This window comes from Micromonospora parva, assembly GCF_040649675.1.
Lineage (GTDB): Bacteria > Actinomycetota > Actinomycetes > Mycobacteriales > Micromonosporaceae > Micromonospora > Micromonospora parva.
The window spans coordinates 240,191-254,972 of record NZ_JBEZFX010000006.1; the positions used below are offsets into that span (position 1 = coordinate 240,191).

The window sequence follows — 14,782 nt, forward strand, 5'->3', positions numbered from 1 at the left end:
GCTGACCTTGTCCGTCCTGCTCGCCGCGACCCTCGTGGCGACCGTCGCGCCCCCGGCCAACGCGTCCGCGATCAGCTCCGGCGAGGAGCGCTTCCGGCCGGGTGTCACCTACGACCTGTCGGTGACCGACGCCGAGCGCGACGCGATCCACGCGGAGGTCGAGGCGTTGGCTGGACGTGTCAGCAGCGCGCGGGCGGGGGACGGCACCTACAACCCGCTCAGTCTGGTCGGGGCGATGCTGGACGGGTCGAGCTACGACTCCATTTCCCGGGGCGGCACGGCCGCGACGGCGTACCCCTTCCCGGTCAGTAACACCCAAGCCAACCAGAACGAGTACGACCGCAAGGTCGCCAAGCTCGCCTGGGTGGTCAAGCTGGCCACCGACCTGGGTTTCCCGGTGGTCGTCCAACGCCAGGCCGACAAGTACGTCTACGCGGAGATCGGTGACCCGGACGCGCCGGAAATGGTCATGGCGTTGAGTCACCTCGACTCGCCGACGGCGTCCGTTTCGTCGGCGCAGCTGGCGCGCTGGCGGGACGCCGATGGCAACCTCGGCACTCCCGGGGCGTACCACTCGCCCTATGTCCAGGACGGCTGGGTCTACGGGGCGGGCATTCAGGACGACAGCGGCCCGACGCTGGCGACGTTGCTCGCGGCCAAGGCGCTGCTCGAGGCGGGGCTGCCCCTTGACCGACGCATTCGCATCGTCATGGGAATCTACGAGGACGGCGGTCCCGGCACGCCCTCGACGACGAACACCGCCAACTTCCAGTCCATCCCGTACAACTCGAACCCGAGCTTCTACGACAACTGGGCGTACAAGAATCTCAATCGGGAGGAGATGCCGGTCGCGGGCTACACCTCCGACTCACGGTTCCCGGTCATCGTTGGCAACTCCGGGGCGGTGACCCCGTCGGTGTCGATGAGCTTGTCCGCAGACAGCGCCAGGGCCTTCCGGTTGACGGGTGCCACGGCCGGCGTCACCCTGCGCGAAGGCGACCCGACGCTCAAGGACATCGCCTACGGCAGCACCACACAGATCGCCTCGCGGGCCATCTTCACCCTCGACGTGGCGGGGGCCGGCTCCGCCGAGCGCGACCGATTCGTGTCTGCGGTCGTTGCTGCCGCGACCACGAAGGGTTGGCTCCCGGCTGCTCCCCGCACCACGCCGAAGGTGCAGACCACGATCAGCGGCGACTCGCTGACGCTGGAGGTCAACACCGATGTGGCGATGGAGATGCCGACCCCGCAGTACGGCAAGAATGCCGTCGTGTGGGGAATGTTCCTCCTTTCCCAGGGGCTGGGCGCATTGGGAAGCCCGGCCGCCGACCTGCAGTTGAAGAAGGCCGCCGACGGCATCGCCGACCTGTTCTTCCGCGACGGCGTCGAAGGTGAGGCCTATATCGGGAAGTACATGGGCATCCCGGCGAGCCTGTTGCGCAACACGAGCAACGGCACGCCGAACCTGACCTTCGCCCTCATGGGAAACATCAATTCAGAGACCCCGACGAGCTTCTACACGGACGCCTCCGGCAGCCTCAGCATGCCGATGTATGTGCGCAGCATGCACGTCACCGCGGCTGACTCCGGCCAGGCGACGGCGGCGGTCACGGCTGCCTTCCAGGCGAAGGGGTTCACCATCGGCGACCTGGGCTCGCCCATCGGCGCCGGCTTGTACGTCACGCACGACAACCCGCTGACGGCTCTCCAGTTCCAGAGCTACCAAGCCTCGATCGACCGCAACCCGCAGGAGTTCGCGGATCCATATTCACTCAAGGACGTGGTGTATCCGCAAGGCACGACCGGTGGCACCCTGGCCAGCAGCTTCCGCAACAAGATGACTGCCTTCGGTGCCGTCATCCCGGGTAACGAGCGCTGGTGGCACACGGCCAACGAGCGGATGAAGGTCGACTCGGCGGTGCAGATGACCAAGATCATGGCCGATGGCATGTTGGAGATGGCCCGGTACTCCGGGCCTGCCGGCGCCAAGTTCATGTGGGCGGATATGCCGGGGCTGAACTCCGACCGCGCGGACCTCGACCTGCTCGACGTCACTGTCGGAACCTACAAGGACGCGTCGCAGGCTGTCGGCGCGGGCCAGTTGGGCAATCAGGCCCTGCTCGGCGCCACCTCGTTCAACATCCCGATGTGGAACGCGCGCGGCAACTCGGCCCCCACAGCGGCGGCTTTCGCACTGGGCCACGAACCGGGAGGGGTCTACCTGCCCCTGACCGACACCGAGTACCTGAGCAACTCGTACGTGGCGCCGATGCGTCTGGAGTTCAAGGTGCAGCGCCCCGACCACATGTCGGACGCGGCGTGGGCGAAGTTCGTCGCCGGAGGCTACGGCAGCTTCCAGTTCAACATTCTCGTCAGCGGCGCGGTTGTGCCGCTGGCCGTTCCTGCGGGGCAGAGTGCGGACAAGTACTTCTCCTCGCGCATCTCGGCCAACAACCCCGACGCCATCTACCTGTCGGTCAACCTCGCGATCACCGATGCGCCGTACACCGGGGTGAAGCCCATCCTCGCGGATTCCAAGACGGACCTGTACACGGTCAATCCGACGTATCTGGCCTCGAACCCGGATCCCTTCCCCGGGCGCGGGGCCACCGAACAACGGGGCTTCTTCGTGTTCGGTGATGGGCAGAAGAACGCGGAGTTCTCGTCACCCGACGCGGTCTACGTGACGGTCGCCAACGCGGCCGTCGATGCGAAGCCGTCGGCGGTGGTGAAGAAGGTGAAGGGCAACACGAACGAGTTGACCATCACGGTGAAGCAGACGCGTATCGACGGCAGCGAGTCGTCTGTGACGGCCACGTACACCATCAACAACAACGCTGCGGGCACCTACACCGTCGGCGATTACAAGGTGTACGTCGACACGAAGGGCAACACCCAGGTTCGGTCGATCTCCATCGTCTGAGGCTTGTGACGCGGGAGTTCAGCGCGCTTCGCGCAGCCGCGAGCGGACCGCCGCCGGCAGTGCGTCCCACCACCTGGTGGGGCGCACTGCCGGGCGTGCAACAGCTGGTCCGGCGTCCGGGCCGGGCTCAGGCGGGAAAACCGCCCGCCCGAAGCAGAGCGCCGGGGAGTTGCTTGCCGAGTCTCCGTTCCAGCCAGGAGACTGCCGAGGTCAGTTCTTCCACATTCAGGCCGGTGGGCAGCCCCATCCGGTCGAAGAGGTAGACGAGATCCTCGGTGGCGACGTTTCCGGTCGCCGCCGGTGCGAACGGGCAACCGCCTGTTCCGCCGATGCTGGCGTCGAGGGTGGTGACGCCCGCCTGGACTGCCGCGACCGCGTTGGCCACGCCGGTGTGCCGGGTGTCGTGCAGGTGCAGCCGCAGCGGTGTGCGGGACTGCGTGATCTCCCGGGCGAGCGTCAGCCGTTCGGTGACGTCGGAGGGTACGGCCACTCCGATGGTGTCGGCGAGGGCCAGCTCGTCCGGACCCGCGTCCCGCACCCGGGTGAGCACCTCCCGCAGCCGGCCCAGCGGGACCTCGCCCTCGAACGGGCATCCGAACGAGGCGCCGATGGTCACCGTCGCGAACACCCCCGCCTCGCGAGCCGCCCGCACCAATGCCGCCGCCGTGTCACAGGCCTGGGCCGTGGTCATGCCCTGGTTGCGGCCACAGAAGGTGTCCGTGGCCACGACGACGACGTTGATCTCGTCGACGCCTGCGGTCAGGGCCCGGTCCAGGCCGCGGCGGTTCATCACCAGGCCCGCGTACCGGACGCCGTCGTGGCGGGGGAGCGCGGCCATCAGCTCGTCCGCGTCGGCCATCTGGGGTACGCGGGAGGGGTTGACGAAGCTGGTCACCTCCACTCGCCGGGCTCCCGCCCGTACCGCCCGCTCGATCAGCTCGATCTTGTCGGCGGTGCTGAGCAGAGTCGCCTCGTTCTGCAGGCCGTCGCGGGGCGAGACTTCGACGATGTCGACCATGACCGTCATCGCTCCTCCGACAGGTACGCGACGGCCCTGGCCTCGCTGACCACCTCGGCGTACTTCGCTTGCAGGTCGAACAGGCTCGCCTCGTGCGGGCCGGGTGCGCGGTCGGCCACCGCGTCGCGGACCACCAGTGGGACGAGACCGTGCTGGATCGCGTCCACCGCAGTGGCGCGGACACAACCGCTCGTGCTCACGCCGACCAGCACGACGGTGTCGATGCGCTCCGCCCGCAGGGTGGAGGCCAGCGAGGTGCCGAAGAAGGCGCTGGCGTACTGCTTGACCAGCACCAGTTCATCCTCGGTGGGGGAGACCTGCGGCATCAGCTCACCCATCGCGCCACCGCCGGAGAAGAGCTGCTGAAGGGCGGTGACCTTTCGGACGAACAGGCCTCCGTCGACACCGCCGGGCCCGTACGCGACGCGGGTGTGCAGCACGGGGATCCGGTGGTCGCGGGCTGCGGCGATGACCCGGCCAGCCGAGGACAGGCAGTCCGCGGACGGCAGGCACAGTGGGCTGGCCGGGTCGAAGTAGGCCCGCATCAGGTCGATGACGAGCACCGCGGGACGGGCGCCGGGCGAAAGCACACCCCCGAATCCGTCGTCGCTGCTGTCCGGCACTGGGTTCATCATCGGGCGACAGGGGGGCGAGGAGCGGGAAGACCGGTCTCCTCCAGGCACCGGTCCAGGATGGTTTCCATCGGCGGTCCCATGTCGAACGTGGGCAGTGGGTCCGGACGTCCGTGGCGCAGCTCGGCCCGTACCTCCTCGGTGGCCGCGACGTCGACGGTGCCGGCCTCGTCGCAGACCACGCCGAAGCGGCGGGCCCCCGTGGGGCTGACCAGGCCCCGACGGACCTCGAGGCCGACGAGTTCCGGGTCGCGGGCGAGCGGGTCACCCCACCCGCCGCCACCCCAGGTGACGAAGTGCAGCACGTCCCCGGGAGCTACGGGCACGTCGTGCACCTTGCTGCCCAGGATCTCGGTGCCGCCGTCGGCGCGTTCGAGCCACTTGCGGCCCCGGGCACCGGGCTCGCCACCGTTGACCCCCCACGGATAGGTGAGCCAGCGGTCGTCGTGGATCGCGATCGTGCCGGCCTCCAGGAACCGGTAGGCCACGTCGACGCCGTTCCCGCCGCGGTGGAGCCCGGCGCCGCCGGTGTCCGCGATGGTCTCCCATCGCTCGATCCGCAGCGGGTAATAGGACTCCAGGTACTCGCACGGGATGTTGACGAACGACGGCCACAGCGAGTGGCCGTCCGGGCCGTCGCCCACCGGCCGGCCGGGAATCCCGCCGAATCCGATCGAGTACAGCTGGAACCACTCGCCCTTGCGCTCACCCGGCCCGTAGGTGCCCGAATACATGAAGTGCGGTGATGACGAGAAGCCGGCGGCGTTGAGCAGCCCGGGGTTCGTCTGACCGAGCAGGCCGCCGAACAGGTCGAAGACGCGACCGATGCCGTGGTTACGCGCGTTGAGGGCGGCAGGGTACTGGGGCTTCCAGAACGAATCGTCGGGGATCGTGACGTCGACCAGCGGGTAGAAACCGTCGTTCCAGAGGATCTGCGGGTCGGCGACGGTGATCATGTAGATGCCGAAGAACATCCGGACGAGGTTCTCGTTGATGTAGTAGTTGATCGGACCCTGCGCCTGCGGGCTGCTGCCGGTGAAGTCCAGCAGCACCTTGTCACCGGTACGGGTCAGGCTGAGCTTGAGCTCGTAGGGGCCGTAGCCGAGGCCGTCGTCGCAGATGTAGTCGGTGAACGAGAGGGTTTCGCCCTCCTTGAAGACCGCTGCGAGCAGGACCTTCATCGCCCGGTAGTTGCGGTCCAGGAGTTGGTCGAGCGCGGAGTTGTAGGTGTCCACCCCGAACCGGGCGCACATCTCCTGGACCCGACGGGCAGCGGTCCGGCACGCCGCGACGATGCCGTTGAGGTCGGCGCGGTTCCAGTCGGGCTTGCGTACCTGGTTGAGGATGATCCGCAGGGCGTCCTCGGCGAGCACGCCCTTGCGGTACAGCTTGAAGGGCGGTATCACCACGCCCTCCTCGAAGATGGTGCGGGCATCGGTCGGCATCGACGCCGGTGTCTTGCCGCCGACATCGGACATGTGCCCGAACATCGCCGCCCAGCCCACGATGCGGCCCTCGAAGAAGATGGGCAGCACCACGAGCCAGTCGTTCGCGTGGCTGATCGCCGCACCGCAGGAGTAGGGGTCCGACGTCAGCAGGACATCGCCCTCCTCGATGTCGCCGTCGAAGTTGTCCAGGAAGTCGGGGATGGACAGCCCGAACTGTCCCACCATCATTTTTCCGTCAGGGTTGGCGATCAGCGGAAACTCGTCGTGCTGTTCACGGATCCCCGGCGACAGCGCGGTCCGGAAGAGCACCTCGTCCATCTCATAGCGGGCGTTGCGCAGCCCGTTCTCGATCAGGTCGATGGTGACCAGGTCGACATCCACGGAGCGAAGCGGTCCGGTAGCGGTCTCGATGAGGCGTGCCATGGTCAGTTCTCCCGGTGGGTGTCGGCGGGGCGGATGAGGAGGCTGCCGCTCGGGTGCACCGCAGCCGTGTGCCCGGGCAGCACGAGGGTGGTGGAGTCCATCTCGGTGATGATCGCCGGACCGGGCACGACGTTGCCCGCTCGCAGCAGGGCCCGGTCGTAGATTCCGGCTTCGACGTCGGCGCCCTCGACCCAGATGCGGTGCTGCGCCCGCAGTGCGGGGCCCGGGTCCGCGTCGCCGTGCTCCAGCGTCGGCGCGGCGACCTGGGGCCGGGGGCCGTGGGCGGTGGCCCGGACGGTCACCAGCTCGTGTTCGGCGTCGAGAACGAAGGAGAACAGTCGTTGGTGATCGGCGTCGAACGCCGACCGCAGGGCCGCGAGCCCACCGCCGGCCCCGTCGAAGGCGTCGATGTCGACTGCCACCGGGATCTCGAAACCCTGGCCGTGGTAGCGCAGGTCGGCGGAGTAGACGACGTGTTGCTCATCCTCGGGAACACCCTGTTCGCTGAGCGTGGCGCACGCCTTGCCCGCGAGTTCGGTGAGCACCGCGCGCAGGCTCTCGTCGGTCATCTCGGTGAAGCGGCGCACCAACGTCCGCACCGACTCGTCGCGCAGATTGGTCGTCGCGTCGCCGTAGGCGCACAGCACTCCCGGCGACGGCGGGATGATCACCGGCCAGGCACCGGTCAGTCTGCCGAGGGCGTTGGCGTGCAACGGGCCGGCGCCACCGAAGGCCACCAGCGCGTAGTCGCGCGGGTCGAAGCCCTGCTGCACCGACACCAGCCGCAACGCCCCGAACATGTTCTCGTTGACGATGTCGATGATGCCCGCGGCGGCGGCCTCGACCGACTCCAGCCCGGTGGCGTCGGCGATCGACTTCACCGCGGCTCGTGCCGCCGCACGGTCCAGGGTGATCTCGCCACCGGCCAGATCGGTGGGCAGGTAGCCGAGCACCACGTTCGCGTCGGTCACCGTCGGTTGCTCACCGCCCGCCGCGTACGCGGCGGGACCGGGTGCGGCACCGGCCGACTGCGGTCCTACCCGCAGCGCCTGGGTCAGCGGCGGTACGTGGGCGATGGATCCGCCGCCGGCACCCACGGTTCGTACGTCGACGGAGGTGGCGCGGACCTTGAGGTCCCCGACCGTGGTCTCCCGACCCACCCGCGGCGTGAGCCCCTGCACCAGGGCGACGTCGGTGGAGGTGCCGCCCATGTCGAAGGTCAGGAAGTCCGGGTAGCCGGCCTGCTCCGCCACCCAGGCCGCGCCGGTCACCCCGCCGGCAGGGCCGGACAGCAGCAGGTTCACCGGGTTGTCCGCGGCGACGGCAGCGGAGACCAGGCCACCGTCGCTGCGCAGAATGCACAGCCGGCCGTCCACCCCGGACTCGCGCAGCTGCGCCTCGAGGTTGGCCACGTAGCGCGCCACCTGCGGCTGAACGGCCGCGTTCGCGACGGTGGTGATGGTTCGCTCGTACTCCCGAAGCTCCGGCAACACCGAGGACGACACCGACACCGGTACGCCCGGAAGCTCCTCCGCGGACAACTCGGCCACCCGGCGCTCGTGCTGCGGGTTGGCGTAGGAGTTGATCAGGCTGACGCTCAACGCCTCGATGCCCTGCGCGCGGAGCTTGCGCAGCTTCGCACGGACGTCAGCCTCGTCGAGTTCGGTCACCACCGCGCCGTCGGCGCCGATCCTGCCGACGACCTCCACGGTGTCCTCCAGCGCCGCCAGCGGCTCCGGCTTGGGCCAGATGATCCAGCCGGCAAGGCCACCTGGCACGAAGGAACGGGCGATCTGGAGCACCTGCCGGAAGCCGTCGGTGGTGACCAGCCCAACCCGGGCGCCCTTGCCCTCGAGGATCGCGTTCGTGGCGACAGTGGTGCCGTGGAACACCTCAGTGATCTCCGACATGGGCACGCCGGCGGCCTCGCAGGCCCGCTCGATGCCGCGCAGCACTCCGATGGACTGATCCTCGGGGGTGGAGGAGGTCTTGGCCCGGTAGGTCTCTCCGGTCGCCTCGTCGATCAGCAGGATGTCGGTGAACGTTCCCCCCACGTCCACGCCGAGTCGGTAGTTCATGGTTCCTCCTCAGATGACGCCGGCGGAACGCAGCGACGCCATCGCGTCGTCGCCGAGCCCCAGCAGGTCGCGATAGATGTCCTCGTTGTGTTCGCCGAGCTCGGGGCCGACGTGCCGGACCCGGCCCGGGCTGTCAGAGAGCTTGGGTACGACGTTGTGCATGGCGAACTCCCCGAGACCGGGGTGGGTCAGCCGGACTATCGCCTCCCGCGAGGCGAAGTGCGGGTCCTCGAGCATGTCCCGGGCCCTGAAGATGCGGCCTGCCGGAACGCCCTGGGCGTGCAGCCGTTCGAGCAGGTCGTCGGCCGCGAGCGTCGAGCTCCATTCGGCGACCAGGCCGTCCAGCTGCTCCATCCAGCGGCCTCGGGCGCCGTGGGTGGCGTACTTCTCGTCGGTGGCCAGCTCCACCCGCCCCATCGCCTCGGCGAGCCGGCGGAAGACCGTGTCCTGGTTCGCCGCGATCAGCACCATCTCGCCGTCGGCCGTCGGGTAGACGTTGCTCGGGGACACGTTCGGAAGGGTCGTTCCGGTCCGTTCCCTCTGGTAGCCGGCGATCTGGTACTCGGGGATGAGCGATTCCATCATCGCCAGCACGGCCTCGTAGATGGCCGAGTCCACCACCTGGCCTCGACCGGTACGTCCGCGCTGGTGCAGCGCCACCAGGGTGCCCAGGCAGGCGAACGTCGCCGCCAGCGAATCGCCGAGAGAGACGCCGGCCCGGGCCGGAGGGCGGTCGGGGTCGCCGGTCACGTAGCGGATGCCGCCCATCGCCTCGCCGATCGATCCGTATCCGGCACGCGACGAGTACGGGCCCGTCTGCCCGAAACCGGTCACGCGGGTGACGATCAGACCGGGGTTGATCTCCCACAGCCGCTCCGGGGCCAACCCCCAGCGCTCCAACGTGCCGGGCCGAAAGTTCTCGATCAACACGTCCGCCCGCGCGACGAGCTGGCGTACCAGATCCTGACCCTGCTCGGTCCGCAGGTTCGCGGTCACGGACTTCTTGTTCCGCGCCACCACCGGCCACCAGAGCGACTTGCCGTAGGGCTTCTCGCGTCCCCACTGCCGCATGGGGTCGCCCTGACCCGGGTCCTCGACCTTGATCACCTCGGCGCCGAAGTCACCCAGGAGTTGACCGCAGAACGGCCCCGCCAGCAGCTGTCCGAGCTCGATCACCCGGATGTCGTCAAGCGGCAGTGGAGTGCTCATGAGCCCCTCATCAGTGTCTCTTTGCATGCAATTCACAGGTATGTGACTGCCGTTACAGCAAGTTGTGCTGGGAAAGTAGGCCTGTGTTCCTCGGGTGTCAATGCCCTGGAGGGAGATTGCATACAACCTGCCGTGTTGCTACGGTCCGAGCATCATGAGTGACCACACGCCACTGCGGGAGGCCGACAACGGCCACGCCGCCGACGACGCCTATCGGCTGATCCGGGAACAGATCCTGTCCGGGCAACGGTCGGCCGGGGCGTGGCTCCGCGAGGGCGAGTTGGCCGAGTCGATCGGGGTGAGTCGGACCCCGGTCCGGGAGGCGCTCAGACGGCTGACGGCGGAGGGACTGGTCCGCCACGAACGCAACCGTGGCGTGCAGGTCCAGGCGTGGAGCATCCACGACCTCGACGAGATCTTCAGCCTGCGGGCCGTGCTCGAGCCCTGGGGCTGCCGACTGGCGGCGACCACGGGCACCATCGACGTGGACGCGCTCGACGCGCTGGCCCACCGGATGGACGAGGTGGCACCGGACGGACGACCGACCGATGTGGACGAGCTCACCGAGCTGAACAACCGGTTCCACCGGATGATCCTTGAGGCGTCCGACAACAGCCGACTGGCCGGCGTCGTCTCATCGGTGATCCAGATGCCGCTCGTCTGGCGTACCTTCTCCCGCTACAGCCCGGACGCGCTGCGCCGTAGCCTGGCTCACCATCACGAACTGGTGGCGGCGCTGGCCGCGCCCGACCCCGACTGGGCGGAGTCGGTCATGCGCAGCCACGTACGCGCGGCATGGCATTCCATCCGGCTGCGAGACGGCGGCGACCGGGCACCCGGCCCGGAACTGCCGGACCAGGTCAGCACCACCGCAGGTCAACCGCCACTCTGATCATGTGGTCGGGTTCAGCGACCGCGCGAATGGCGGGTCTGCTCTTGGGTTCGGCGGCCGTGCTGTCGGAAGCTGCGCATTCGTTGTGACGCACCACCATAGGCACCTGGTGACCGTATGGCAGCCAACGCTTCCACCGCGGCTGGGTCAGGCCGGCGGATCGTCTCCGAAGAGGGCTTCCTTCACGCCTGGGCCGCCCCAGCGGGTGGCGACGAGCTCGGACGAGGGCGGGCCGGCTCGGGCACCTCGCCGGCGCCGCCCGGCCGGCGCCGGCCGGGCGCGCGTTGACCACCGATGGTGCAATTGAGTCGGATGGATCCTTACCCGGGGAGGAACCTGATGGCTGACCACAGCGGGCTGCCGATCGCCGCGCTCCTGCGCGGGGGCCCGGAGGACGGACCTGGCGAGCTGGAACTCGGTGCCCGGCAGTTGGCCCTGGAACTGGCGCCGTACGGGGAACGGTTGCCCGCACCGACCGAGGTCGCGCCGGACGGCACCCGTGCCGGCGAGATCGAGATGATCGGTGCCGTCGCGCTGGCCATCGAACCCGCTCTCCCGTCGATCATCGCGGTGCTGGAACTCCTCCTCGCCTGGGCCGGCCAGCGCCAGGGGCGCGGCGTGCGGATCGTCGAGCCGGACGGCAGCGAACTCGACCTCACCGGAGTCTCCGCCGCCGACCAGCGCCGCATCGCCCAGACCTGGCTCGACCGGAAACTTCCCCGGTGACGCGCAGACGCGCCCTGTTGATCGCCTGTGACGAGTACGACGATCCCAAGCTGTCCCGCCTCCGGTCTCCGGCACACGACGTCCAGGTGCTGGCCCGGCTGCTCGGTGACCCGACGGTCGGCGCCTACGACGTACGGCTGCTGGTCAACCCGACCGAGCACGAGGCCCGGCTGGAGATCGCCCGACTGCTGCGGTCGGCCGGCCGGTCGGACCACCTGCTGCTCTTCTTCGCCTGCCACGGCCGACGCGACATCGACGGGCTGCTCTACCTTGCTCTCGCCGACACGGACGTCGACGACCTGCCGGCCACCGCGCTTCCCACGGAACTGATCAACCGCCTGCTCAACCGCTCGGCCTGCCAGCGGATGGTCCTGCTGCTGGACTGCTGCTTCAGCGGAGCGGTGTCGCGGGTGTTGACCCACCAGGGCGACGCGGGCGTCCGCGGCGGGGACCTGTTCCCGGGCGAGGGCACCGGCCGCGCCGTCCTGACCGCCACCACCGCCCACGAGTACGCCTGGGAGCCGGCCGGCGAGCCGCTGCCGCTGACCGACAACCCTCGGCACTCCGTCTTCGCCGGTGCGGTGATCGAGGGGCTGCGCACCGGTGACGCCGACCTGGACGGTGACGGACTGGTATCCGCCGACGAGCTCTACCGGTACGTCAGGGACTCGGTCGCGGTGGCCGGCGGGCAGACGCCCCGCCGCTGGATGTACGGCGAGGGCGACCTCTACGTCGCCCGGAGCTCACGGGGCCCGGCCCTGGCCACGGCGGCCGGCCGGACCGCGCCCCTGCCGCCGGCCGGGGTGGAGGTTCGGGACGGGCGCGGTGCCGACCGGTCGGACGGTCCGGTCCCGCCCCGCCAGCGGCCCGTCCCCTGGGCGGCGGAGCGCCTGCACTGGGAGGCGGGGTTGCCCGAACCGGTGGAGCGGATGCTGAGGGGCCCGGCCGACCGTACGGGTTGGCTGGCCCTGCGGGCGGGCAGCTGGGACGAGGCGACCACTGGGTTCGAGGCGGCGGTGCGCGTCGACGGGACGGCCGGTGCCTGGTGGGGACTCGGGATCAGCCACGCGATCGGCGGACGCTGGCGGGCCGCAGGCCACGCGTTCGCGGCGGCCGCCGGAGGGCTGCGGGAGGCCCCGCCCGACCACCCGGCGCCGACGGCCGCGCTGACCGCCGGGGCGCTGCTGCTCGCGGTCGTCACGCTGCGGGCGGGCGGCGACCAGCGCGCGGCCCAGGTGCTGACCGACTCCGTCGACGCGTTGCCGCTGTGCCCGCCGCTGCTGGTGCTCTCCGCGGCGTGGGCCGGTGACGGTGCGGCGCTGACCCGCGCGTTCCTGCTCGACCCGGAGATGGCGGTGGAGTGCGAGGCCGCGGGCATGGAGATCGGACCGGCCGTCCAGGAGGCCATTGCCTGCGGCGAGGCGCAGGTCCGCCGGCTCGACGTCGCCCGCACCCGGCTGCGCGCCACCGACCCGGCCTGGTCCGGCGGTCCGGCCGGCGACGGCGGGCCCGAGGGAGTATGGCGGCCGCCGCTGGCGCGGCTGCCGGAGGTCCGGCGGGCCGTGGAGGTACGCCGAGACGAGCTGATCTCCCTGCTGCACGCCCGCCAGCTCGGCGTACGGGACGCGTTGCGCGCACCGGTGCCGGACGGGGGCGGAGCGGTGGTGGCGGACATCCGCAACGCCATTCACACCGGTCACGAGGCGCTGCGGGCGACGGACCGGCCCGCGCCGCTGGCTGCGGTCGGTATTCCACCGATCCGTCCGATGCGTTCAATTTAAGCTAATAGATTTCCCCCGCGCGAAGGGTTCTACCGCACGCGGTTGCCTCCGTACTATCTGTATACCCGCCGCAATGGGTGGTTCTCGGCATCGCATCGGAGGAGACATGGTCGATAGCGGTGTCCTCCGGCGCTGCCGAAGTGCGCTCGGATGGCGGCGCCCGTGACCCTCGAATCCCACGACCACCGCCGGCTGGTCGACGCGATGCTCGCGCTCACCGGTGCCGAGGTACGCACCCACCGCGACCGGTACGTACGGCAACTCGGCCACCTGATCGATGGCGAGCCGGTCTTCCGCCGCTCCGACGTGCCCTTCACCGACCTCTGGGGACTCGTCGCGGCCTGCGAGGAGGTGCCGGGGGCGCTTCGGCTGTTGCCCGAGGCGGTGGCGGCGGTGGACGGTGAGAGCCCGGAGCTGGACCGCTTCCGCGCACTCGTCGCCATCCACCTGCCGCCGGAGATCCTCACCGCCGACGAACGCGGCCAGATCGTCGAGCTGGCCGACGGCCTCGATCCGCCGGTGCTGCTGGATCTGTGCCGCGGCGCGGTGGCGCGGCTCGGTCCGCGGGTGCGCCCACCGGTCACCGACCTGGCGGCCGTACTCCGGGAGCTGGAGGACGCGATCTCCGACCCCGACGTACGCCCGCCGCTGGTCGCCTTCCTGGACGACCTGGCGGGCCGGGTCGCCCTACCGGCCCGCCGGATCGCCGGCCGCCTCGCCGACGCGGTCGCGCGGCGGATGGGGGTCCCGCCGGGTCCGGCGGCGACCCCGCCGCCGGCCGGGTCGGCGGGCGGTCCCAGACCCTCGGACGGCGACCAGTACCGCTCCTACTTCGTGGTGCTGCTGGACGCGGACGGCATCGACGCCTCCCGGTACCTGTTCGAGGCCTGGTTGGTGACCCCGGGCGATCCCGGCCGGCTGCCGTGGCACTGGGAACGCGTCCCGGACGGGCCGGGGGATCGGTTCCGACTGGAGCAGATCCAGCTCAAGATCGATGAGGCGCTCACCGAACTGGCCAATCGCAGTACCGCCGAGATCGGTCAACTGACTGTCGAGTTCATCGTGCCCCGACCCCTGCTCGACTACGAGTTCGACAGGTGGCAGGTGGCGGCTCCGGGGCTCTACACGGCCCTCGGCGTGCACTACCCGGTGGTCGTCCGCGACCTCACCCGGATGCGCAACTCCCTGATGCGTCCCCGCTGGCGGACGCGGCACCGGCGGCTGCGCGAGCAGGGTTCCGCCGTGCAGGCCCGGGCGGTCGCCTTCGAGCGGCTCACCGAGCCGTACGTCGCGCAGCACCTGCACGCCCGACTGCTCGGCAACGACGACTACCCGGTCTGTCTCGTGCTGTTCGTCAGCGGCGCCGAACGGCACATCCAGGCGGCGATCGGCGCCGCGGTCACCGCCGGACTGCCGGTCGTCCTCTGGTGTCGCGATCGCGCGGCGGCGTCACGGTTCGATTCGTACATCCCCGAGGTGCTCATGGCGCGCAGCGTCGCAAACCTGCGCGAGCTGGTCTGGGAGCTGCGTCGCGACGCGGGCAGCGAGGGCGGCTCCCCCGAACACCTCGGTCTCCACCTCACCCTGCTGTGGGACGAGATCGACCGGGTGCCACCGGCCGACGCCCTCAGCGCGCCGGTCTAGGAAGGGAC

At 70.0% G+C, this 14,782-nt stretch carries 10 protein-coding genes; 5 read left to right on the forward strand and 5 right to left on the reverse strand.

The annotated features are described in order from the left end of the window. Positions 1–34 precede the first annotated feature (34 nt). A complete protein-coding gene (locus AB0C03_RS17230; RefSeq protein WP_357637678.1) occupies positions 35–2,923 on the forward strand; it encodes a M20/M25/M40 family metallo-hydrolase in 2,889 nt (962 codons plus the stop codon). Between the two features lie 127 nt (positions 2,924–3,050). Here AB0C03_RS17230 and AB0C03_RS17235 read toward each other — a convergent pair whose 3' ends face one another. Genes AB0C03_RS17235 through AB0C03_RS17255 form a run of 5 tightly spaced genes read right to left on the reverse strand, consistent with a single transcriptional unit; the run spans position 3,051 to position 9,731 of the window. Continuing rightward, entirely contained in the window at positions 3,051–3,950 is a 900-nt protein-coding gene (locus tag AB0C03_RS17235; protein ID WP_357637681.1) for a hydroxymethylglutaryl-CoA lyase, read from the reverse strand. Next, a complete protein-coding gene (locus AB0C03_RS17240; protein ID WP_357637683.1) occupies positions 3,947–4,564 on the reverse strand; it encodes an isochorismatase family protein in 618 nt (205 codons plus the stop codon). Before AB0C03_RS17240 ends, AB0C03_RS17235 begins: the two co-directional genes overlap by 4 nt. An 8-nt stretch (positions 4,565–4,572) precedes the next feature. Next, entirely contained in the window at positions 4,573–6,444 is a 1,872-nt protein-coding gene (locus AB0C03_RS17245) for a hydantoinase B/oxoprolinase family protein (protein WP_030328564.1), read from the reverse strand. A 2-nt stretch (positions 6,445–6,446) separates the two neighbouring features. Then, the gene (locus AB0C03_RS17250; protein ID WP_357637686.1) at positions 6,447–8,522 is read right to left on the reverse strand and encodes a hydantoinase/oxoprolinase family protein; all 2,076 of its coding nucleotides are present in this window, start codon (positions 8,520–8,522) and stop codon (positions 6,447–6,449) included. Positions 8,523–8,531: 9 nt separating this feature from the next. Continuing rightward, a complete protein-coding gene (locus AB0C03_RS17255) occupies positions 8,532–9,731 on the reverse strand; it encodes a CaiB/BaiF CoA transferase family protein (RefSeq protein ID WP_030328559.1) in 1,200 nt (399 codons plus the stop codon). A 154-nt stretch (positions 9,732–9,885) separates the two neighbouring features. Here AB0C03_RS17255 and AB0C03_RS17260 point away from each other — a divergent pair, with 154 nt between their 5' ends. The 4 genes from AB0C03_RS17260 to AB0C03_RS17275 all read left to right on the forward strand — a co-directional run bounded on the left by AB0C03_RS17260 (position 9,886) and on the right by AB0C03_RS17275 (position 14,774). Then, positions 9,886–10,623 carry a GntR family transcriptional regulator gene (locus AB0C03_RS17260; RefSeq protein ID WP_051708166.1) on the forward strand — a complete coding sequence of 246 codons (738 nt, stop codon included), beginning with the start codon at positions 9,886–9,888 and terminating at the stop codon, positions 10,621–10,623. Positions 10,624–10,962: 339 nt separating this feature from the next. After that, entirely contained in the window at positions 10,963–11,349 is a 387-nt protein-coding gene (locus tag AB0C03_RS17265; RefSeq protein ID WP_210857523.1) for a hypothetical protein, read from the forward strand. Further along, complete coding sequence (locus tag AB0C03_RS17270; RefSeq protein WP_357637691.1) at positions 11,346–13,130, forward strand: caspase family protein; 1,785 nt, start codon at positions 11,346–11,348, stop codon at positions 13,128–13,130. Before AB0C03_RS17265 ends, AB0C03_RS17270 begins: the two co-directional genes overlap by 4 nt. Positions 13,131–13,280: 150 nt before the next feature. Continuing rightward, positions 13,281–14,774, forward strand: a complete 1,494-nt coding sequence (locus AB0C03_RS17275) for a VMAP-C domain-containing protein (protein ID WP_357637694.1) — start codon at positions 13,281–13,283, stop codon at positions 14,772–14,774. Positions 14,775–14,782 lie beyond the last annotated feature (8 nt).

Coding starts and splice junctions, on each gene's coding strand:
- AB0C03_RS17250 (WP_357637686.1), bottom strand. CDS start 8,522: ATGAACTACCGACTCGGCGTGGACGTGGGGGGAACGTTCACCGACATC.
- AB0C03_RS17245 (WP_030328564.1), bottom strand. CDS start 6,444: ATGGCACGCCTCATCGAGACCGCTACCGGACCGCTTCGCTCCGTGGAT.
- AB0C03_RS17255 (WP_030328559.1), bottom strand. CDS start 9,731: ATGAGCACTCCACTGCCGCTTGACGACATCCGGGTGATCGAGCTCGGA.
- AB0C03_RS17235 (WP_357637681.1), bottom strand. CDS start 3,950: ATGACGGTCATGGTCGACATCGTCGAAGTCTCGCCCCGCGACGGCCTG.
- AB0C03_RS17265 (WP_210857523.1), top strand. CDS start 10,963: ATGGCTGACCACAGCGGGCTGCCGATCGCCGCGCTCCTGCGCGGGGGC.
- AB0C03_RS17260 (WP_051708166.1), top strand. CDS start 9,886: ATGAGTGACCACACGCCACTGCGGGAGGCCGACAACGGCCACGCCGCC.
- AB0C03_RS17275 (WP_357637694.1), top strand. CDS start 13,281: ATGGCGGCGCCCGTGACCCTCGAATCCCACGACCACCGCCGGCTGGTC.